Origin of the sequence: Limimaricola variabilis, from assembly GCF_034371605.1 — a bacterium.
In the GTDB taxonomy this organism is placed as follows: Bacteria; Pseudomonadota; Alphaproteobacteria; order Rhodobacterales; family Rhodobacteraceae; genus Limimaricola; species Limimaricola variabilis.
Map to the genome: position 1 here is coordinate 88,694 of NZ_CP139691.1, position 21,461 is coordinate 110,154.

General features: G+C 69.7%; 18 protein-coding genes. 8 read left to right on the forward strand and 10 right to left on the reverse strand.

Annotation, left to right across the window (positions count from 1 at the left end; all coding sequences use genetic code 11):
* Positions 1-258: 258 nt before the first annotated feature.
* Entirely contained in the window at positions 259-1,842 is a 1,584-nt protein-coding gene (locus T8T21_RS00445) for an ABC transporter substrate-binding protein (protein ID WP_322336355.1), read from the reverse strand.
* Between the two features lie 224 nt (positions 1,843-2,066).
* Between T8T21_RS00445 and T8T21_RS00450 the strand changes: the two genes are divergently transcribed.
* The 4 genes from T8T21_RS00450 to nadC all read left to right on the forward strand — a co-directional run bounded on the left by T8T21_RS00450 (position 2,067) and on the right by nadC (position 7,030).
* Complete coding sequence (locus tag T8T21_RS00450) at positions 2,067-3,497, forward strand: hypothetical protein (RefSeq protein ID WP_322336356.1); 1,431 nt, start codon at positions 2,067-2,069, stop codon at positions 3,495-3,497.
* Between the two features lie 71 nt (positions 3,498-3,568).
* Positions 3,569-4,621 (forward strand): quinolinate synthase NadA, encoded by a 1,053-nt coding sequence (nadA, locus tag T8T21_RS00455; RefSeq protein WP_183472657.1) that lies wholly within the window; start codon positions 3,569-3,571, stop codon positions 4,619-4,621.
* Between the two features lie 7 nt (positions 4,622-4,628).
* Positions 4,629-6,191 (forward strand): L-aspartate oxidase, encoded by a 1,563-nt coding sequence (locus T8T21_RS00460; protein ID WP_322336357.1) that lies wholly within the window; start codon positions 4,629-4,631, stop codon positions 6,189-6,191.
* Positions 6,188-7,030, forward strand: a complete 843-nt coding sequence (gene nadC / locus T8T21_RS00465; RefSeq protein WP_322336358.1) for a carboxylating nicotinate-nucleotide diphosphorylase — start codon at positions 6,188-6,190, stop codon at positions 7,028-7,030. Before T8T21_RS00460 ends, nadC begins: the two co-directional genes overlap by 4 nt.
* On the opposite strand, the gene T8T21_RS00470 is transcribed toward nadC, so the two are convergent.
* The 5 genes from T8T21_RS00470 to T8T21_RS00490 all read right to left on the reverse strand — a co-directional run bounded on the left by T8T21_RS00470 (position 7,027) and on the right by T8T21_RS00490 (position 13,721).
* Entirely contained in the window at positions 7,027-8,220 is a 1,194-nt protein-coding gene (locus T8T21_RS00470) for an OpgC family protein (protein ID WP_322336359.1), read from the reverse strand. The two genes, nadC and T8T21_RS00470, sit on opposite strands and share 4 nt — an antisense overlap.
* Entirely contained in the window at positions 8,213-9,973 is a 1,761-nt protein-coding gene (gene mdoH / locus T8T21_RS00475) for a glucans biosynthesis glucosyltransferase MdoH (RefSeq protein ID WP_322336360.1), read from the reverse strand. The genes T8T21_RS00470 and mdoH overlap by 8 nt, the downstream gene beginning before the upstream one ends.
* Before the next feature lies 1 nt (position 9,974).
* Positions 9,975-10,154: a hypothetical protein gene (locus tag T8T21_RS00480; protein ID WP_322336361.1), complete on the reverse strand. Its 180-nt coding sequence runs from the start codon at positions 10,152-10,154 to the stop codon at positions 9,975-9,977.
* Positions 10,154-11,758, reverse strand: coding sequence for a glucan biosynthesis protein (locus tag T8T21_RS00485; RefSeq protein ID WP_322336362.1), 1,605 nt, complete (start codon positions 11,756-11,758; stop codon positions 10,154-10,156). Before T8T21_RS00485 ends, T8T21_RS00480 begins: the two co-directional genes overlap by 1 nt.
* 136 nt (positions 11,759-11,894) lie before the next feature.
* Positions 11,895-13,721 (reverse strand): PAS domain-containing protein, encoded by a 1,827-nt coding sequence (locus T8T21_RS00490; RefSeq protein WP_322336363.1) that lies wholly within the window; start codon positions 13,719-13,721, stop codon positions 11,895-11,897.
* A gap of 218 nt (positions 13,722-13,939) precedes the next feature.
* Here T8T21_RS00490 and T8T21_RS00495 point away from each other — a divergent pair, with 218 nt between their 5' ends.
* Together T8T21_RS00495 and argE are read left to right on the forward strand one after the other, a co-directional pair.
* The gene (locus tag T8T21_RS00495) at positions 13,940-15,124 is read left to right on the forward strand and encodes a M24 family metallopeptidase (RefSeq protein ID WP_322336364.1); all 1,185 of its coding nucleotides are present in this window, start codon (positions 13,940-13,942) and stop codon (positions 15,122-15,124) included.
* A complete protein-coding gene (gene argE, locus T8T21_RS00500; RefSeq protein ID WP_322336365.1) occupies positions 15,121-16,260 on the forward strand; it encodes an acetylornithine deacetylase in 1,140 nt (379 codons plus the stop codon). Before T8T21_RS00495 ends, argE begins: the two co-directional genes overlap by 4 nt.
* Positions 16,261-16,263: 3 nt before the next feature.
* Here argE and T8T21_RS00505 read toward each other — a convergent pair whose 3' ends face one another.
* Entirely contained in the window at positions 16,264-16,854 is a 591-nt protein-coding gene (locus tag T8T21_RS00505) for a copper chaperone PCu(A)C (RefSeq protein WP_322336366.1), read from the reverse strand.
* A 188-nt stretch (positions 16,855-17,042) separates the two neighbouring features.
* Between T8T21_RS00505 and T8T21_RS00510 the strand changes: the two genes are divergently transcribed.
* Complete coding sequence (locus T8T21_RS00510) at positions 17,043-18,059, forward strand: glycosyl transferase family protein (RefSeq protein WP_322336367.1); 1,017 nt, start codon at positions 17,043-17,045, stop codon at positions 18,057-18,059.
* A complete protein-coding gene (locus T8T21_RS00515; RefSeq protein WP_322336368.1) occupies positions 18,056-19,015 on the forward strand; it encodes an NAD(P)-dependent oxidoreductase in 960 nt (319 codons plus the stop codon). Before T8T21_RS00510 ends, T8T21_RS00515 begins: the two co-directional genes overlap by 4 nt.
* Here the strand turns inward: T8T21_RS00515 and T8T21_RS00520 are convergent.
* The 3 genes from T8T21_RS00520 to T8T21_RS00530 all read right to left on the reverse strand — a co-directional run bounded on the left by T8T21_RS00520 (position 19,012) and on the right by T8T21_RS00530 (position 21,369).
* Complete coding sequence (locus tag T8T21_RS00520) at positions 19,012-19,554, reverse strand: L,D-transpeptidase (RefSeq protein WP_322336369.1); 543 nt, start codon at positions 19,552-19,554, stop codon at positions 19,012-19,014. The two genes, T8T21_RS00515 and T8T21_RS00520, sit on opposite strands and share 4 nt — an antisense overlap.
* A 23-nt stretch (positions 19,555-19,577) precedes the next feature.
* Complete coding sequence (locus tag T8T21_RS00525) at positions 19,578-19,778, reverse strand: heavy-metal-associated domain-containing protein (RefSeq protein WP_183472698.1); 201 nt, start codon at positions 19,776-19,778, stop codon at positions 19,578-19,580.
* 97 nt (positions 19,779-19,875) lie between these two features.
* Positions 19,876-21,369, reverse strand: coding sequence for a replicative DNA helicase (locus tag T8T21_RS00530; RefSeq protein ID WP_183472701.1), 1,494 nt, complete (start codon positions 21,367-21,369; stop codon positions 19,876-19,878).
* Positions 21,370-21,461: the final 92 nt, after the last annotated feature.

A 21,461-nucleotide genomic window follows, 5' to 3' on the forward strand; every position in this document is an offset into this window, starting at 1 on the left:
TGGGGGATGACCATGCCGGTACGGGTCTCCTGTTGCTTGGCAATCGGGGTCTCGGTCGGCGGCGGCCCGTGGCAGGGCGGCCTGATGAGCGCGCCTCATATCACACGGTTCGCGATCCTGTCGAGATTTTGTGATCCTTGACGCCGGGTCTGCCTCAGACTGCGCCGGAGCTGACGCATCGGTCAAGCGGCGGAGCCCGAACACGCGAAGGGTCCGGGGCCATCATGGCCCCGGACCCTCATGTCGATCTCGCGCGGATTACTCGGCGATCGAGACGTTGTCGAAGATGTGGCCTCCCAGCGGGTGGACGACATAGCCCTCGACTTCGGAGCGCATCGGCATCGAGACGACCGAATGGGCGATGGTGGCCCAGGGCGCCTGCTCCTTGAAGACCTTCTGGGCCTCCTTGTAGAGTTCGGCGCGCTCTTCCTGCGACGACTTGGTCTTGGCTTCCTGGATCAGGGCCTCGAACTCGTCGTTGCACCACTGCGCGCGGTTCGAACCGCCGACGCCGTCACAGCCCAGCAGCACGGCGAGGAAGTTGTCCGGATCGCCGTTGTCGCCGGTCCAGCCGAGCAGCACCGCGCCGTCGCGATCCTTGTCCTTCGAGCGCTCGAGATACTCGCCCCACTCGTAGGAGACGATTTCCACGTCGACGCCGATCTCGGACATGTCTTCCTGGATCAGCTCGGCCATGCGCCGCGCGTTCGGGTTGTAGGGGCGCTGCACCGGCATCGCCCAGATCTTCATCGACAGGTCCTCGACGCCGGCATCCGCGAGCATCTGCTTGGCGGCTTCCGGATCGTAGTTGTCGTCCTCGATCTCTTCGTTATAGGACCACATGGTCGGCGGGATCGGGTTCTTGGCGATCTTGCCCGAGCCCTGGAACACCACGTCGAGGATCGCCTGCTTGTCGATCGCCATGTTGAGCGCCTTGCGCACCTCGGGCTTGTCGAACGGCGCCTGAGTCGTGTTGTAGGCGAGGTAGCCGACGTTGAGGCCTTCCTGCTCCATCACCTCGATGCCCTCGGCTTCCTTCATCGCGGCGATGTCGGCCGGGTTCGGGTAGGGCATGACGTGGCACTCGCCCGCCTGCAGCTTCTGATAGCGCACGCTGGCATCGGGGGTGATCGCGAAGATCAGGTTCTCGACCTTGGCGGGCTCGCCCCAGTAGTCGTCGAAACGCTCGAAGCGGATCACCGCGTCCTTCTGGTAGGCCACGAACTCGAACGGACCGGTGCCGATCGGCTCCTGGTTGAGCATCTCGGGGTTGTCGGTCAGCGCATCGGCATATTCGGCCGACAGGATCGAGGCGAAGTCCATCGCCATGTTGGCGATGAAGGGCGCCTCGGGGCGGGTCAGGTTGAACTTGACGGTGTAGTCGTCGACCTTCTCGATGCTCTCGATCAGGTCGGGCATCGACATGCCCTGGAAGTATTCCCAGGTGCCGCCCGAGGCGGTGTGGAACGGATGCTCAGGATCGCGCTGCCGCTCGAAGGTGAAGATCACGTCATCGGCGTTGAAGTCGCGCGACGGGGTGAAGCGGTCGTTCGAGTGGAACTTGACGCCCTGGCGCAGGGTGAAGGTGATCTCGGTGCCGTCCTCGGACACTTCCCAGCTCTCGGCCAGACCGGGCACGACGTTGGTGGTGCCGGTCTCGAACTCGACGAGCTGGTTGTAGACGGTGTGAGACGAGGCGTCGAAGGTGGTGCCGGAGGTATAGAGCGCCGGGTCGAAGCCCTCGGGGCTCCCCTCGGAGCAATAGACCAGGTTCTGGGCCTGTGCCGCGCCGGCGAGCGCAAGCGTAGCCGCCCCGGCGGCCAACCATGTCTTCATCTTCATGTCGTTCTCCCTGGTGGCCCGACCGTTTTCGGCACAAGCCGTGCCACTCGGTCGATGCGTTGTGACGCCACGTTGTCCCAGCACGCCCCGTCAGGCAAGACCCCGCGTTCCGCTGACTTGGCGGAAACGGGACGGACGGCCCGGCTGGGCGGCCAGAGGCGGGATCAGCTTGCGGTGGCTCGGTCCGGGGGCCATGGTCGCGCCGTTCCCGTATCCGGCGACTCATGGCCCTCTCGTTCCGCTTTCCCTTCCTGTCCGCCCGTACCGCGCGGGCCGACACGCCGCCCCGGGCCGAGCCGCTGCTCGGCGCGGCGCTGGTCCTGCTCACCGTTCTGGTTGCGCTGAAGGACTGGGCCCCCGCCACCGGGGCAGGCCTCGGCGCGGCGCTCATGGTGCCGCCGGTGATCCTGCTCCTGGCGCTGCGGCTCAGGGGGCGGCGGCTGAACTTCGTCTGGGTCGCGCTGGCGCTGACCGTGGCGCTCTGGGCGCGGGGTGGGGATTGGACCGCGCCGGTGCTGGCGGGGCTGGGCTCGGCGGCCTTCATAGGGGCCTTCTTCTGCGCGCTGGCGACGCTGCGCGCGGCGGCCGAGACCTCGACCGCGATCCGCGCCTGCGGCCGCTATCTCGCCGCGCAACCGCCCGGTCGGCGCTACCTCGCCCTAACGATGGGCGGGCAGGCCTTCTCTGTGCTGCTCAACTACGGCTCGATCGCCCTGCTGGGAAGCCTCGCGGTCGCCAGTTCGGAGCGCGAGCCGGACCCGGAGATCCGCTTTCACCGCACCCGCCGGATGCTGCTCGCGGTGCAGCGCGCCTTCGTCTCGGTGCTGCCCTGGTCGCCGCTCTCCTTCGCCGTGGCGATCACCGGCGGCCTGCTGCCCGGGGCGCCCTACAGCGCCACGCTCGGCCCGGCGCTGGTGACCGGCGCGATCATCGCCGGGACCGGCTGGGCGATGGACCAGATCTTCAAGCCGAAGCTCAGCCGCACCCCGGCCCGCCACCCGCCCGAGGGCGGGCTCTCGGCGCTGCTGCCGCTGGCGCTGCTTCTGGCGCTGCTGGGGGTGCCGGTCTGGCTGCTGCACGACGCCTTCGAGGTACGGGTGGTCGGCGCGGTGCTGCTCGTCGTGCCGTTGCTGGCGGTGGGCTGGGTCATGCTTCAGGAAGGTGCGCAGGGCGCCGCCCGCCGAGGGCGGCAGTTCACGACGCGTGAGCTACCGCGCTACCGGCCGGAACTGACGCTGCTGATGATGGCGGGCTATATCGGCACCGCAGGGGCCGGGTTGCTGGCGCCGCATGTCGCGGGTTTCGCGCCGTGGATCGCCGCATTGCCCGGGCCCTTGATCCTCGGCGCGCTGGTCTGGTTCATTCCGGTGACCGGCCAGCTCGGCATGAACCCGATCCTCGGCGTAACGCTGCTGTTCCCGCTGCTGCCCACGCCAGAGGCGATGGGGGTGAGCCCGGTCGCGCTCTTCGTGGCGATCACCGCCGGCTGGTGTATTTCCGGCATCACCTCGCCTTTCACCGCTACGACGCTGCTCACCGGCAATTTCGCGGGCAAGAGCGCGCTGCATGTCGGGTTGAAGTGGAACGGCGCCTATGCCGCCGTGACCGGGGTGCTGCTTACCTTGTGGGCGGTGGGCTTTGGCCTTTGGTCCTGATCGCACGATCTGGAACTTTCCGTCCGGCCCCTGTATGAGCCTGCCGCATCAGCTGACGCAAGGTGAGGCATATGTTCGAGACACGCATCATGCGCGAGGAGCTTGCGCGGCATTACGATCTCGCGCCGTCGGTGGAGGCCGCCGAGCGGCAGGCCCACCTCTTCGCGCGGATGGACAAGGTCCTGAGCCCCGTCGACTGGGCGATGCACGCGCCCTATGTCGAGGCGATCAACCGCCTCAAGCGCGAGCGGGGCGCGGCGATCCTCGCCCACAACTACATGACCCCCGAGATCTATCACGGCATCGCTGACGTGGTGGGCGACAGCCTGCAGCTCGCGATCGAGGCCACCCGCGTCGAGGCGGACGTCATCGTGCAGTGCGGCGTGCACTTCATGGCCGAGACCTCCAAGATCCTGAACCCGGCCAAGACCGTGCTGATGCCCGACATGGAGGCCGGCTGCTCGCTGGCCGAGAGCATCACCGCCGAGGGCATCGCCGAGATGCGGGCGAAGTATCCCGGCGCGCCGGTCGTGAGCTACGTCAACACCACCGCCGAGGTGAAGGCCGCCTCCGACATCTGCTGCACCTCGGCCAACGCGCTGCAGATCGTCGAGGCGATGGACAGCGACACGGTCATCATGACCCCCGACCAGCACCTCGCGCGCAACGTGGCCAAGCAGTCCACCAAGCGCATCGTCTGGTGGGAGGGCAGCTGCATCGTCCACGAGCAGTACACCGCCGAGGAGATGCGCGCCTATCGCGCCGCCGACCCCGAGGTGAAGATCATCGCCCACCCCGAATGCACCACCGAGGTGACGGCCGAGGCGGACTTCACCGGCTCGACCAGCGGCATCATCGACTGGATCGACCGCGAACGCCCCAAGAAGGCGCTTCTGGTCACCGAGTGCTCGATGGCGTCGAACATCACCGATGCCTTCCCGGACGTGACCTTCCAGAAGCCGTGCAACATGTGCCCCTACATGAAGATGATCAGCCTCGAAAAGGTGCTCTGGTCGCTGCACACCATGTCGCCCGAGGTCGTCGTGCCCGAGGAGGTCGCCGTCCCGGCCCGCCGCGCCGTGGAGCGGATGATCGAGCTGTCGCGCAGCCTGGCTCGCGCGTGATCCGATCATGACCCGCTTGCGCACCGAGCGCGTCGTCATCATCGGTGCCGGCCTCGGCGCGATCTCGGCTGCGCTGGCGCTGGCGCCGCGCCCGGTCCTGATGATCGCGCCCGAGCCGCCGGGGCAGGGAGCGAGCAGCGCTTGGGCGCAGGGCGGCGTCGCCGCCGCGATGGACGCCGCCGACAGCCCCCAGGCGCATGCCGCCGACACGGTGGCCGCGGGCGCGGGCACCGTCGACGCGGCCATCGCCGATCTGGTCACCCGTGCCGCGCGCGAGCACATCGTCGAACTGACCGGCCTCGGCACGCCCTTCGACCGCGATGCCCGTGGCGGCTACGTTCTGTCGCGCGAGGCGGCGCATGGCGCGGCGCGGGTGGTGCGGGTCAAGGGCGATCAGGCGGGCCGCCAGATCATGGATACGCTGATCGCCGCTTTGGCGCGCTGCCCGTCGGTGCAGGTGCTGCCCGGCGCGCTGCTCACCGGCATCGAGGCTAGCCACGGCCGCGCCACTGCGGTGGTGATCGAGAGCGCCGCGGGATCGGCGCCCGTCACCATCGAGGCCCCGGCGATCCTGCTGGCGGGCGGTGGCTCGGGCGGGCTCTGGCTGCACACCACCAACCCGCCGCGCATCCGCGGCCAGGTCATCGGCGCGGCCGCCCGCGCAGGCGCGATGATCGCCGACGCCGAGTTCGTGCAGTTCCACCCCACCGCGATCGCCACCGGCGAGGACCCGCTTCCGCTCGCCACCGAGGCGCTGCGCGGCGAGGGGGCGTGGCTCGTCAACGACGCAGGCGAGCGGTTCATGACCGCGCTGCACGCGCAGGCCGAGCTGGCCCCGCGCGACATCGTCGCCCGCGCCGTCTTTGCCGAGCGGCAGGCGGGGCGGAACCCGGCACTCGACACCCGCAACAGCCTTGGCGCCAGCGTGGTCGAGACGTTTCCCGCCGTGGCCGAGGCCTGCGCCCGGGCCGGGATCGACCCGGTCGCGGGGACCATCCCGGTTGCGGCGGCCGCGCATTACCATATGGGCGGCGTCGAGACCGACGCGCGCGGACGCAGCAGCCTCGCAGGGCTCTGGGCCTGCGGCGAGGCGGCCTCCACCGGGCTGCACGGGGCCAATCGCCTTGCCTCGAACGGGCTGCTGGAGGCGCTCGTCTTCGCGCGTCTCTGCGCCGAGGACATCATGCGGGAAACCGACGCTCCCGATGGCGCATCCGATGTCGACATTGCCTTCGCCCCCGGCGGCCGCAGCTCCGCGCCCGAGAGCGTGGCAGCTCTCCGCCGGCTGATGACCGATCACGTCGCGGTGCTGCGCGACGCCTCCGGGCTGCGCCGCGCCCTCGCCGGCATCGCCGCGCTCGAGGCCGCCGAGCCCGCGCCCGCCTTCCGCACCATGACCGCCACCGCGACGCTGGTTGCCGCCGCCGCGCTGGCGCGCACCGAGAGCCGGGGTGGCCATTGCCGCACCGATCACCCCGAAACCGACCCCGCCCAGGCGCGTCGTAGCCGACTGACGCTCGGCGAGGCCCTGACCATCCGCGCCGAATGCGCGGCCACGGAGACCGCATGACCCAGATCCCCGACCTGTTGCTCGAGCCGATGGTGCGCCACGCGCTGCATGAGGATCTGGGCGCATGGGGCGACGTGACGACCCGCGCCGTGATTCCGGCCACGACTCGCTACGCCGCGCGGATCAACGCACGCGAGGCCGGGGTCGTGTCGGGCATGCAGATCGCCACGATCGCCTTTCGCCTCGTCGATCCGTCGCTGACCGTCACGACCCGTCTCGGGGATGGCGCGGCCTGCGCCCCGGGCGATACGCTGATGGAAATCGAAGGCGCCGCCGCCTCGATCCTCTCGGCCGAGCGGGTCGCGCTCAACTTCGCGGGGCGGCTCTCGGGCATCGCCACGCTGACTGCCGGTTTCGTGCAGGAGACGGCAGGCACGGCCACGCGCGTCACCTGCACCCGCAAGACCACGCCGGGACTGCGCGCCGCCGAGAAGCTCGCGGTGCTGCATGGCGGCGGCTTCAACCACCGCTATGGCCTCTCGGACGCGATCCTGATCAAGGACAACCACATCGCCGCCGCCGGTGGCATCCGTGCCGCGTTGCAGGCCGCGACGACCGCGGCCTCGCACATGCTCAAGATCGAGATCGAGGTCGACACGCTCGACCAGCTCGCGGAAGTGCTGGAAGTCGGCGGCGCCGATGTCGTGCTCTTGGACAACATGTCGACCTCCGATCTCGCCCGTGCGGTCGAGATGGTGTCGGGCCGCCTCGTGACCGAGGCCTCTGGCAACATGCGACGCGAGCGGGTGGCCGAGGTCTGCGCCACCGGGGTCGATTACGTGTCGTCGGGTGCGCTGACCCATTCGGCGCGCACCCTCGACCTCGGTCTCGACTTCTAGGCGGCGAGCGCCGTTCGGGGCAGCGGGGCGGCTGCCGCCTTGCCCGCCCCGTCGCGATCCGCGGGCCAGTATTGCCGCGCTGTGGCGAAGGCCAGCTGCAGGGCCAGACCCGCGCCGAGCATCATCGTGTCGAGCGCGAAGTTCTCGCCGGTTTCGGTCTTGATCCCCTGGATCAGGTAGATCGTGATCGAGCCCAGCGCGAAGACCGGCAGCGCTTGCCGTCCCAGAAGCGCGAAGGGCGCGGCAAGGCGTGAGGCACAGGCTTGGCGCACCGCACCCCAGGAGGCCAGCACGTAGAACAGCGCCAACAGGTGCAGCAGCCGCGGCAGGTTCAGATAGGGCTTGTTGAAGCTCGTCATGAAGCCCGGTACGCCCTGCTGGTTGGCCATCCACAACAGATGATTGCCGGTCTTGCCGATCGCGGGGATGTTCATCCATGCGAGCGACAGCAGCAGAAAACCGACCGCCACGGCCATCAGCCAGCGCCGCGCCGGCACCAGCCTGCGGCCCTGTTTGGCGGCGATGCCGGTGACGATGCCCAGCACGAACAGGAGCTGCCAGGCGGGCGGGCTGAATTGCCAGCCGCCGGTAGGATAGTTGGGAAGCGTCAGCCTGAAATACGACGCCGCGATCCACAGCAGCGCCGAGGCCGCGAGGGTCCATAGCGGACGCCGCACCGCCGCCCACAGCACAAGCGGCGCGGCCATGAGCAGGACGAAATAGAGCGGCAGGATGTTGGCATAGCCGATCTGGAAGCCCAGCGTCGGCACCCCGATCAGGAAGCCAAGCGGGTCGCGGAAGAGCAGCCCCATGCCGTGCTTCCACAGCATCGCCGGCATGTCGGCAAAGACCGCAAGGGCTGCGGCGATGCCCAAAGCGCCGAAGGTGATCAGCAGGTGGACGAGGTAGAGCGTCCAGGCCCGGCGCCAGATCCTGGCCACGCCCTGCCAGGGCCACCGGACCCGGAAGCCGGTGGAATAGGCCAGGCCGGCCGAGATGCCCGCCATCAGGACAAAGCCCTCGGCCGCGTCGGAAAAACCGAAATTGCGGCTGGTCCAGTCCTCCCAGAAGTTGCCGGGCACGTGGTTGATGAAGATCATCACCAGCGCCATCCCGCGCAGCACGTCGAGCCTCGGGTCGCGGAATTTGGGCAGGTGGCGCGCCACCGGGATCGAGACGGCGTCAGGCATGGAGCGGCTCCGGGTGGCTGGGGGCGGGGTCGGCATCGGTCAGGGAGGCCCAGGACGCGCCTATGCTTTCCTGCCGGGCGAGGATCGGGTCGGGCGCGGTTTCGGAAGGTACCGCGAAGGGGATGCGGCAGGGCAGGGAGGTGATCCAAATCACAAGCGGCGCCGCGATCATCGGTCCCGCGACCGGCAGCAGCCAGGGGGTCAGTTCGGGCGAGAGTTTCCAGGCGGCGGCCAGTCCGGCCAGCCCTGCCACGGTGATCCAGCGGCTCGCCTGCCAGCTCTCGATCAGCCCGAGCCGCCCTTCGCCGCGCGCCGCCGCGGGCCAGCCGCCGTCGCGGCCGGACAGAACCTGCAGCACCGAGCGGGTCTGGAACATCAGGAAGATCGGCGCGGTGATACTCGACAGCGCGATTTCGACCAGCGTCGAGGTCAGCAGCCGCACCGGGCCGCCGAATCCCGCCGCCCGGCCCGAACGGATGGCCTGCAGGGCGATCAGGAGCTTCGGCAGGATCAGCAGCCCCAGCACGCCGATGATCAGCCCCGCCGTGCGGGCGGTCTCGTTCGGCGGCATCACCGGGAACGACCATCCCGGCAGGGGGAAGTAATCGGGCGCGACCCTGAGCGAAGGCGCCAGGATCGAGGTGGCGAGAAAGCCCAGCCAGAACAGCGACGAGACATAGGCCAGGATGCCCTGCAGAAAGACGAAGCGGCTCCACGGCAAAAGCCCGGGCGCCGCCAGGAGCCGCGCATGTTGCAGGTTGCCCTGGCACCAGCGGCGGTCGCGCTTGGCATGGGCGAGGATGTTCTCGGGGCCTTCCTCGTAGGAGCCGGTCAGGTCGGGATCGAGCCGGACGATCCAGCCCGCCCGGGCGAGCAGCGCCGCCTCGACGTAGTCATGGCTGAGGATATGCCCGCCAAAGGGCGGCGGCCCCGAGAGGTCCGGCAGCGCGCAGCTTTCGGCGAAGGCGCGCACGCGGACCATGGCGTTGTGGCCCCAGAACGGCCCGGTCTCGCCCTGCAGCCGGGCCACGCCGCGCGCGAAGACGGGCGAATACAGCGCCGCCGAGAACTGCATCGCGCGGCCGAAGACCGAGCCGGCGCGGATCACGCCGGGCAGGCTCTGCAGCAGCCCGAGCCGCGGCTCGCCCGCCATGCGCCGTGTCATCTCGACGATGGTCTCGGCGCTCATCAGGCTGTCGGCGTCGAGGATCAGCGCGAATTCGTAGGCGGCGCCGGACGTCTTGAGAAAATCCTCGATATTGCCGGCCTTGCGCCCGGCGTTCGAGCTCCGCCGCCGATAGAAGATGCGGCCTTGTGCATCGCGGTCGCGCAGCAGCCGCAGATACCACGACGCCTCGCGCGCCGCACCGGAGGGCGAGCGCGTGTCCGACAGGATCGCGAAGTGGAACTGCCCGGCCTGCGCGGTCTCGGCCAGCGCGGCGTCCATGGCGGCGATGCGGGCGAAGGTGGCGCGCGGGTCCTCCTCGTGCACCGGCACGAGGATGGCGCAGCGGCCCTTCGGCTCGGCGCGGCGCGGTGTGGCGCCCGAGCCGGGCCACAGGCCCAGCAGCGCCTGTGCCGCGCCCCAGGCTAGCCAGAAGGTCGCCATCAGGATCAGCAGGCTGCGCGCAAACTCGACCCACAGACCGCCGGTCTGGCGCTGGGCAAAGAACAGCACGAAGGCGCCGGCGGCGAGCCCGAGACTCGCGCCCAGCGCCGCGCCGCGCGCCCCGAAGGGGCGGGGATCGGCCATGTCAGGCGTCCGCGCGCGGCGCGATGAGCGCCCGCAGGCGGGCCAGGCGGGCCCGCAGCGGGACATGTTCGAGGCGCTGGCGCGGCATGGCCAGCGGTGCGGTGGGTAGGGCGCCCAGTCGCGCGGCCTCATGCTGCAGGTCGGTCTGGGCGTCGGCCCGGGTCGTCACTTGGTCGGTCATCAGGCGTTGATCCACTGGTAAAGCCAGGTTTCCGAAAGCTTGCGGCCGAAGCCGGCGACATGCGCCGACAGCTCGACCGTGGTGTCGGGGGCGGCGGCGATGTCGAGCACCGCGCGCCAGCGGCCATTGGCCTCGATCCTCTCCAGCGTCTGGGACAGGATCTCGCCGCCATGCGCCTCGACGCGCAGCTCGACCTCGGCATCGCCGGACAGCCGCTCCAGCGCACCGCCCTCGAGGTCGATGACGAACTTGCGGGTGCCCGGTGCGCTCTCGACGCCCGAGACGCCGCCGGCTCCGGCCCGCGTCTCGGCGACATGGGCGATCTCCGCGGCGGGTTCGGGGTTCAGGTCGCCCCAGCGCAGGCGATAGGCATACTCGCGTTCGTCGCCAGCGGCGATCTTGTCTTCGGGCACCCAGAAGGCGACGATGTTGTCGTTCGCCTCAAGCTCGGTCGGGATCTCGACCAGCCGGACCGCGCCACGGCCCCAGTCGCCGACCGGCTCGACCCGCAGCGACGGGCGCCGCTCGTAGCGGGCGCCGCCATCCTGGTAGCTCTCGAAATCGCGGTCGCGCTGATAGAGGCCGAAGGCGCGCGGCCCGACCTCTCCGAAATAGGAGGAGGCGAGCCGGGGCGGGTTGTTGAGCGGCCGCCACAACACATCGCCATCGGCGCGCTCGATGCACAGCCCGTCGCTGTCATGCACAGCGGGGCGGTAGTCGTCGAAATCGGCCCGGTTCTTTTCGGAAAACAGGAACATGGAGGTCAGCGGCGCGATGCCGAGCTGCTCAGGCGCGCGGCGGAAGAACAGCCGCGCCGTCACCTCGATCTCGGTGGCCTCGCCCGGGGTCACGACCAGCCGATATGCGCCGGTCAGCGTCTCTCCCTCGAGCGCGGCATAGATCGTCACTTCGCGCGTGCCCGGTTCAAGCCAGAACCGGGTGAAGCGCGGGAATTCCTCGGCGCGCGATGTGGCGGTGTCGATTGCCACGCCGCGCGCGCTGATGCCGTAGCGGCTGTCGCGGCCCAGCGCCCGGAAGTAGCTGGCGCCGAGGAAGGCCACGAGCTCGTCCTCGCGGTCCGGGCGGTTGAGCGGCGCATTGAGCCGGAACCCGGCCACGCCGGGCAGCTCGGCCACCTCTTCCGCCGCCTTGGCGAGGCGGCCGCGATAGTCGAAATCCTCGGTATCGAACCGCATCGGCCGGGCCATGCCGTCCTGCAGATGATAGAGCCGCACCGGCTCTTCAAAGAGCCACCCCATGTGAAAGGCGTGCAACCGGAACGGCGTATCGCCGTCGCGAAAGCGGGCCCGCTCTGCGTCGAAGGCGATCAGCCGGTAGTCGTCATAGCCCAGCGGGCCGAGCGGCAGCTTCGGGCGTTCGGCCGGGGCGGGGGCGGCGGAGGCCAGCGCGCGCATCTCGGCGGTCAGGCTCTCGAAGTCGAAGGCCATGGGCATGTCGTCGGGCGCGGGCGGGATCACCCGGGGCGCCTCCTGTGCGGGCGCGCCGCTGCCGCCGATCGCGGCCAGAAAGGCGGCGGAAGCGCCGATCGCGCGCAGCAGGCCTCGGCGATCGAAGCGCGGGGAATTGTCGGGAAAATCGGGCATCTGGGTCTTTTGGGCGTGAGGTGCGCGAGGTGAATCGCATCGCGTGTCTAGCCCTCCCATGCGGCAGCCGCGCGCGGGTTGCAATGCGCTTATGCGGCAACCTGCCATGCATCGGCGGAGCCCGGCGACAAGGTGGTCAACGCTGCGGCGGAAGCCGGATCTCGTGCCGCATTCCGGGCAGGCTGCGGCTGTCTATCGTGGCGCCGATCTGCGCGCACAACCCGGCCACCAGCCGTGACCCCAGCCCCGAGGACGGTGCCTCCCGCGTCTCTCCCGGGCCGTGTCCGTCATCCTCGACGGTCACCAGCACCGACCCGTCCTCGGCGCGGCGCAGGGTGACGCCGATCCGTCCGCGACCCTCGGGAAAGGCGTATTTGATGGCGTTGGTGATCAGCTCGTTGACCACGAGACCGAGGGGCACCGCCATGTCGAGCTCCAGCTCGACCGGCTCGACCCGGCACTCCAGCTCGATCCGCGTGCCTTGCAGCACCGAGCGGCGCAGCCGTGCCGCGAGATCCTCGAGATAGGCGCCGAAACCGACCCGGCCCGCCTCCTCGTCGAAGCCAAGCTGCGCGTGCAGATCGGCCACCGCCTCGATCCGTTCGGTCGCGGCGACGATCCCTTCGGGCCGCTCGGCCCGGTTCGCCTCGAGCCGCAGCATCGACAGGATCAGGTGGAGGTTGTTCTTCATCCGGTGGTTCAGCTCGGCCAGCAGCGTCTGACGATGCTCGAGCGCGGCTTCGCGGGCCTCCGCCTTCTGCTGGGCGGCGGTCACGTCGGTCATCGCACCGATCAGCCGCCGGCTGCCATCCGACAGCCGGACCATCCGGCCGCGCGTGCTTACCCAAGTCGGCGGGCCGTCGTCGCGCAGGAGGCGGTAGAGGCGCGAGGTTTCCTCGCCATCAGCGATCGGCCCGGTCAGGCTGATCTGCAGCGCGTCGCGGTCCTCGGGATGGACCCGCTCGACATAATCCCGCAAGGGTCGGGGTCCGCCCAGATGCGTCAGGCCGAACAAGGCGTCGGTGCGGGCCGAAGCGGTGACCTGGCGGGTGTCGGGATCGTACTCCCAAGTGCCGATCGCCGCGACCTCGACACTCATCCCCAGCATCATGGCCGAGCGCTCGCGCGCCGCCTCGCGGGCATGCCGCTCGGTGACGTCGAAATTGACGCCGGTCAGCCGCAGCGCGCGACCACGGGCATCGCGCATGATCCGGCCGCGCCCCTCGATCCATCGCAGCCCCTGCTCGGGATGGATCGCCCGGAACGCCATGGCGAGCTGCTCGGCATCGCCCTCGATGCTCTGGCGCAGCTCCCGTTCGCAGCGGGGCCGGTCGTCGGGATGCAGCCGTCCCGCCCATGCGGCGATGAGGCCGAGCGGATCCGAGCAGGTCTCGCTCGCGGGATCGAGGCCATAGAGCCGGTACATCTGGGGCGACCAGTCGATCCGGCCGCCGATGATGTCCCAGTCATACACCCCGAGCGCCGCCGCCTCCTGCGCCTGCTGCAGCCGGGCCTCGCTGTGGCGTAGGGTCTCCTCCATCTCCCTGCGGTCGGTGATGTCGACGCAGCTGCCGATGAAACCCACGAGCCGCCCTTCGGAATCGCGGCGCGGCGCCGCGCTGTCTAGCATCCAGCGCCACGCGCCGTCATGCCGTTGCAGTCGGTATTCCACCTGGAAGGGGCGCCCCGCCGCCAGGGCGTCGGCATAGCCGTCGAGCGCCGGTAGATCGTCGCGGTGGATGCCGGTGATCCAGCCGCCGCCGATCTCCTCCGCCAAGCTCCGGCCCCGGAACTCGAGCCAGGCGCGGTTGAAATAGGTCCCTTCGTAATCGGGGTTCGACAGCCACATGGGCGAGGGCGAGGCATCCAGCGCGGCGAGAAAACCCGCATCCACGCCCGGCCCGCCGAGAGGAGCGTTCTCCGCCCCGGCGCGGGGGATCTGATCGACGCCATCGATCTTCATCGCTATGCGTTCTGCCCCCCGTGCGTCCCCTCGATCCCCTACTTTTGTGTAGCTCCAACACCACGCCCTTGCCAAGCGAAGTCGTGGCCGACCAACCATCTGCGCGCGAAAACGCTCCACTTGCAGGCGTTTGTCGTTTTTCGCCCGGCACGTGGCGCAGGCGGCGTTGACCAGGGCGGCCACGGCGGTCTGGGCTGGTCGTGTCAGGAGATCCCGTCATGCGCCCATACGCCGCCCCTTTCGACGCCACCGAATACAACCGCCGCCTCGATGCCACGCGCGCCGCCATGGAGGCGGCCGGGATCGACCTGCTCTTCGTCACCGACCCCTCGAACCAGAGCTGGCTCACCGGGTATGACGGCTGGTCCTTCTACGTGCATCAGGGGGTCATTCTGCCGCTCGACGGCGACCCCTGCTGGTGGGGGCGGATGCAGGACACCGCCGGCGCGGCGCGCACCGTCTGGATGCCGGAAGCCTGCATCCTCGGTTATGACGACCGTTACGTGCAATCCGCGACCCGCCATCCGATGCAGGATCTGGCGGCTCGGCTGATCGGCATGGGGCAGGGCCGCGCCCGGATCGGCGTCGAGATGGACAATTACTACTACTCGGCCAAGGCGCATGCCGTTCTGGAGACGGCGTTGCCCGACGCGACGCTGGTCGACGCGACGGCACTGGTGAACTGGCGGCGGTTGGTGAAATCGCCGCCCGAGATCGCGCTGATGCGGCGCGCCGCCCGGATTTCCGAGACCATCGCCCGGCTGGCGATCGAGTTGGCCGAGCCGGGCCTGCCCAAGAACCATCTCGTGGGGGAGGTGATGCGTGCCGCCGTGCGCGGCGTGGGCGACGACTGGGGCGACTATGCCGCCATCGTGCCGCTGATGCCCTCGGGCACGGATGCCGCTGCCCCGCATCTGACCTGGAACGGCGACGCGATGAAGCGCGGCGAGGCCACCTTCTTCGAGCTGTCGGGCTGCGTGCGCCGCTACCACGCGCCCTTGTGCCGGACCGTTCATCTCGGGCCGCCGCCCGAGGAGATGGCCCGCGCCGCCGAGGCCCTGACCGAGGGGCTCGAGGCAGGATTGGAGGCCGCGCGGCCGGGCAATACGACGCAGGACATCGCCGCCGCGCTGCATGCCCCGCTCAGGCGGATCGGCATCCACCGGCCGAACCGCTGCGGCTATCCCGTGGGGCTGAGCTACCCGCCCGACTGGGGCGAGCGGACCGCCAGCCTGCGCAAGGGCGACCTGACGGTGCTGGAGCCGGGGATGACCTTCCACTTCATGCCGGGCATCTGGATGGAGGGGTGGGGGCTGGAGACCACCGAGACCATTTTGATCCGCGAGAGCGGCCCGGCCGAGACGCTGTGCGACCTCGACCGCAAGCTCTTCGTGAAGCCATGAGCGTGTTCGAGGAGGCGGTCGCGCTGCTGGCCGAGATGGTGGCCTTTCCGACCGTCTCGGATCGCTCCAACCGGGCGCTGGCCGAGATGCTGGCCTCACGGATGGCGGGGCAAGGTGCCCGGATCCGTCTGCTGCCGGATCCGGGCAACGACAAGGTGAACCTCGTGGCCTCCTTCGGCCCGGACCGTGCAGGCGGGGTAATGCTGTCCGGCCATCTCGATGTGGTGCCGGCGGGCGAGGGATGGACCTCGGACCCGTTCCGCCTGCGCCGCGAGGACGGTCGGCTCTTCGGGCGCGGCACCTGCGACATGAAGGGCTTCATCGCTGCCTGCGTGGCGATGGCGCCCCGGCTCGCGACCTGCGGCGCGCCGGTTCACGTTGTCCTGACCCATGACGAGGAGGTCGGATGCATGGGCGCCGTGGCGCTCGCCGAGGTCATGGCGCGGGAGGGGCCGCGCCCGGCGATGGCATTCGTCGGCGAGCCGACCCGCATGGCCGTGATCGAAGGGCACAAGGGCAGCTACGAATACACCACCCGCATCGCGGGCCGCGACGGCCACGGCTCGGCGCCCGAGCGCGGCATCAACGCCGCGATGGTGGCGGCGCGCCTGGCGCTGCGGCTCGATGGACTGGCGGCAGAGTTGCGCGAGATGCGCCCGCAGGGCCGCTTCGCTCCGCCATGGGCGACGATAAATCTCGGCCGGATCACCGCCGGGGCCGCGCGCAACGTGATCGCCGGGCAGGCCAGCGTCGAATGGGAGATGCGCCCGATCGTGCCCGCCGAGGCGTCCCACGTGAAACGCGCGCTCGCAGCCTTCGCCGAGGCCGAGATGGCGGCCCAGCCCGGCCTCGTCATCGAGACGGAATGCTTTGGGGAGATCGCCGGGCTGGAGCCACGCGCAGCCAACACCGCGCGCGATCTCGCGCTCGCTCTGGTCAGGGGAACGCCGGGCCTCGTGCCATTCGGCACCGAGGCGGGGATCTGGCAGGGGCTGGGGATCGATACGGTGCTGTGCGGACCGGGCGACATCGCGCAGGCGCACCGCCCGGACGAGTATCTCGAGGAAAGCCAACTTGCCGCCTGCCTCGACATGCTGGAGGGGCTGGCCGCCCGGCTCGGCACCGGGCGGCTCTAGGCGTCACTCGGCGGCAGCGTCCGCGCCGTGCTCCATCTCGCCTTGGGTCATCTCACCATGGTCCATCGTGCCATGATCCATGCCACCTTCGGCGTCGGTCATGCCCGAATGGTCCATGGTCGAATGATCCATCGTCGAATGGTCCGCACCCGGTTCCGGGCGCGGCTCGACCACGAATTCGACCTCGACCGCACCGGCCCGCTCGAAGATCAGCTTCGCGGGAAACCGCGCGCCCACCTCGAAGGGTGCGTCGATCCCCATGAACATCACATGGCCGCCTTCGCCCGGCGCGAGGGTCAGCGTCTCGCCCGGCGCGATCTCGACGCGCTCGATCGGCTGCATCGTCATCATGCCGTCCGTCTCGACGGCCTCGTGCAGCGCCACCTTGGGAAACGCCGCTTCGACACCGATCAGCGCGTCGGCCTGATCGCCATCGTTGCGGACTTCGAAGTAGCCCGCCCCGGTGGTGGCACGGGCAGCGGTTTCGATGGCGAAGGGGTGGAGGATGGCAAGGTCGCCTTCCTCGAACTCGTGCGCCTGCGCGGCGGCACCGAGACCGAGCGCGACAAGAAGTGCAAAGGGGCGTAACATCATGACGAATTCCGATCCTTGGTCGCGCCTTCGGGGCGCCTGCCGCCCATAACATCGGCACCGCGCCCGAAAAAGCGGCTTGGTGTCGCGGCATCGCCCGGCCCTCGGCGTCCCGCGGATTGACCCCATGCCCTTCCTCTGCGCCTCTGACGGCCTAGTCTGAAGGGCGATTCCGACGAGAGGGCAGGACCATGACGCAGCCATCCGCAGCACAGGACGCGACCGCGCTCGCGCCCTTCGTCCGCACCGTGGCGCGCGGCCCGGGGCGGGGACGGCACCTGACGCGCGAGGAGGCGGCGCAGGCGATGCAGCTGATCCTCGACGGAACGGCGGCCCCCGAAGCGGCAGGGGCGCTCTTGATGGTGATGCGCTATCGCGGCGAGGATGCGGCCGAGATCGCGGGCTTCGCCGACGCGCTCGCCTCGGGGCCGGAATGGCGCAATGCCGCGCCCGATCTCAACTGGCCCTCCTACGCGGCTGGACGCACCCGCGGCCTGCCTTGGTTTCTGCTGGCCGCCAAGCTCGTGGCGGGCGCCGGCCACCGCGTCGCGCTGCATGGCTGGAACGCGCATCGGCACGAGATCCGCGACGCGCTGCCCGCGCTTGGCATCAAGACGGTCGAGACCGGCGAGGCGCTCGGCCGCGCACTCGATGCCCATTCGATCGCCTATGTCCCGCTCGAGGCCTGGTCGCCCGGTGGCTATCGGCTGATCCGCCTGCGCGAGGCGTTCGGGCTGCGCTCCTGTGTCAACACTGTGCTGCGGGTCGCCAATCCCTTCGGTGCCTCCGCGCAGGTCGAAGGCGTCTTCCACCCGCCATATCGCGGGCTGCAGGCCGATGCGGGGGCGCTGATGGGCCAGCGCAACGTGCTGATCCTCAAGGGCGCGGGCGGCGAATTCGAGCGCAATCCCTCCAAGGAGATCGAGCTGTTCGGCCTCCTTGACGGCGAGGCCGTCGACCTGACCGCGCAGGCGCTGCGCGACGAAACCCGCCGGCTGGCCGATCCCGGTGGGCAGCCGGAGGACCTGCTGCGGCTCTGGCGCGGCGAGAGCGACGATCACTTCGCCACCGCGCTGGTCACCGGCACCGCGGCGCTCGCGCTGCTGGCGCTGGGCGCGGCGCCCGGCCTCGCCCGTGCCGAGGCACTGGCCGAGGCGCTGTGGCAGGCGCGCGACCGCGCCGCGCTGCCCGGAGCGCAGGCGGCATGAAGGCTTTCCCGATGTTTCTCGCCACGACCGGCCGCCGGATCGTGATCCTCGGCGGAGGCGAGCAGGCGGCGCAGAAGGCGCGTCTGGTCATCCGTACCGACGCCGAGATCGTGGTGGCGGGGCTGGAGTTCGACGAGGAGTTGCGGGCGCTGGCCGATGAGGGGCGCGTGCGGCTCGTGGATGCGCGCGAGATCCGGGCGGATCTGTTCCACAACGCCGCGATCACCTTCGTGGCTACCGGCTCGGCCGGCGCGGACGGGGCGCTGCACGCATTGGCCAAGGCCATGGGTGCGCCGGTGGTCAACGTTGTCGACCGCCCCGCCCTGTGCGACGCGCTGACACCCTCGATCGTCGACCGCGACCCGGTGGTGGTGGCGATCGGCACCGAAGGCACGGCACCGGTGCTCGGCCGCCAGATCAAGACCGCCGTGGAGACCATGCTCGAGCCGCGCCTCGGCGCGCTGGCGGCGCTGGCGGGACGGATGCGCGGCGCCGTGGGGCAGCGATTGTCGGCGCGGGCGCGCCGCGATTTCTGGGTCTGGGTCTTCTCCGGCCCGGTGCGCGCCGCCCATGCGGCGGGCTCCGAGCGACGCGCGGCGCAGTTGCTCAAGGCGCGGCTGGAAGAGGGGCCGGGCCCCGCCGAGGGCTCGGTCGCCTATGTCGGCGCCGGACCGGGCGAGGCCGACCTGATGAGCCTGCGCGGCGTGCGCCGGATGCAGGAAGCGGATCTGATCGTGCACGCGCCGGGGCTCGCCCCCGGCCTGCTGGAGCTGGCGCGCCGCGATGCCGAACGGCTGGTCTCGGATGATCCCGTCGCCGCCGCATTGTCTGCGGCGGCCGAGGGTGCGCGGGTCGTGCTGCTTGCGCCGGGGGAAGGGGAAGAGCTGCCCGGGCCGCTGCGCGAGGCCGCGTTCACGGTCGAGCACGTGCCCGGGATCAGGCCGGGGTTCGGCTAGACCACGGTGACGTGAGTGCCCAACGCCACCTGGTCATAGAGCGCGATCACGTCCTCGTTGCGCAGCCGGATGCAGCCATTCGAGACCGATGAGCCGATCGTCTTCGGCTGGGTCGTGCCATGAATGCGGTAATAGGTGTCGCGCCCGTTGCGGAACAGGTAGAGCGCCCGCGCGCCCAGCGGGTTGTCCGGCCCACCCGGCACGCCGTCGGCATATTGCGCGTATTTCTCGGGCTCGCGCGCGATCATGTCGTCGGTCGGCCGCCAGGACGGCCACTCCTCCTTGCGCTGGATCACCGCCGACCCCTTGAACTCCAGCCCCGCGCGTCCGACGCCCACGCCGTAGCGCATCGCGACGCCGGGGCGGCGGATGTGGTAGAGGTGGAAGTCTTCGGGGATCACGTAGATGTCGCCCGGCCTCAGGCGCGGATGCACGCGCACCTCGGTCGGCAGCAGCGCGGTGCGCTGGTGGGCGGCGAGCGGCCCGGCCAGCGGCGCGGCCAGCGCCGAAAGAAGCAGGCTGCGACGGGTGATGCTCATGGTCGTCCTCCTCGGGGTCGTTCTCAGCCGATGCGCTCGGCGCGGAAACCTGCCTGCGCCAGCCGGCCACGGATCGCGACGTCACCGACATTGCTGCCGATCTCGGCCACGCGCCGTTCGATGTTCACCGCCACGGTGGCCGAGGGATCGATGTCGCGGATCGCGCGCTCGATCACGGCGCGGCACAGACCGGTGCGGATATCCGGGATGATATAGCTGTCCATACGGGTGTTCCGATAGTTGCCCTTCCTAGGAAGGCACCATCGGCCCGCAGGTCAATATTTGCGGGCTGTTATTGGATGACCGCCCAAGAATCCCGGCTCAGAACTCGCGGGGGCTGCCGTCCTGCCATGGCTTCACGAGGTTGCCGAAGCGGGTGAAGCGACCCTCGAAGCTGAGGTCGACCGAACCGATCGGGCCGTGACGCTGCTTGCCGATGATGACCTCGGCCTTGCCGTGCAGACGTTCCATCTCGTCCTGCCAGACCGCCATCTTGTCCATCTCATGGTCGCCCGGCTTCTCGCGTTCCTTGTAGTATTCCTCGCGGAACACGAACATCACCACGTCGGCGTCCTGCTCGATCGAGCCCGATTCCCGCAGGTCCGACAGCTGTGGCCGCTTGTCCTCGCGGCTTTCCACCTGACGCGACAGCTGCGACAGCGCGACCACGGGGATGTCGAGCTCCTTGGCGATGGCCTTTAAGCCTTGGGAGATCTCGGAGATCTCGTTCACCCGGTTCTCGCCCTTGCCGGTGCCCTTCACCAGCTGCAGGTAGTCAACGAAGAGCGCATCGAGCCCGTGCGTCCGCTTGAGACGGCGGGCGCGGGCCGCGAGCTGGGAAATCGGCAGGGCCGGGGTGTCGTCGATGTAGAGCGGGCAGCTCTCGAGCTGCTTGGCCGCGTCGACGAAGCGGCGGAACTCGGCCTCGGTCATGTCGCCGCGGCGGATCTGCTCGGACGGTACCTCGGACGCCTCGGAGAGAATACGCGCGGCGAGCTGCTCGGCCGACATCTCGAGGCTGTAGAAGCCGACGACGCCGCCATTCACGGCGCCCTCGGTGCCGTCATGGGTGATGCCGCGCTTGTAGGCCTTGGCGATGTTGAAGGCGATGTTGGTCGCGAGCGAGGTCTTGCCCATCGAGGGGCGCCCGGCGAGGATCAGAAGGTCCGAGCGGTGCAGACCGCCGAGCTTCTTGTCGAGATCGACGAGACCGGTAGAGACGCCGGCGAGGCCGCCGTCGCGCTGATAGGCGGCGTTGGCGACCTTCACCGCGTCGGTGACGGCGCGCAGGAAGGACTGGAAGCCCGATTCCGAGCTGCCCTGTTCGGCCAGCTTGTAGAGCTTCTGCTCGGCCTCGACGATCTGCTCCTTGGGCTCGGAGGAGACCTCGACCTTGGCAGCCCGGTCGGCGATGTCGCGGCCGAGCATGATCAGCTCGCGCCGGATCGCCAGATCGTAGATCATCTGCGCATAGTCGCGCGCGGCGAAGCCCGAGATCGCGGCACCGGCGAGACGCGCGAGATAGGCGGGTCCACCCAGCTCCTTGAGTCCCTCGTCATCCTCGAGAAAGGTCTTGAGCGTGACCGGCGAGGCCAGCGCGTTCTTGGCGATGCGCTGGGCGGCGACGTCGAAGATGCGCGCATGGACCGGATCGTAGAAATGGTCCTTCGACACGATCATCGCGATCCGGTCGAACACGTCGTTATTGGTGAGGATCGCGCCCAAGAGCTGCTGCTCGGCCTCGATCGAATGCGGCATCTGATCCGGCTTCGCCTCTTCCAGCGCACCCGGACGGAATGTCGTGATCTCGTTCATCGCAGCTACCCCTTGGCCCTCGCGCCGTGCCCGCGGCGCGTATCGTCGCTGATAGGATGCGACGGGGCGGGGACGCAACTTGTATAAGGCTG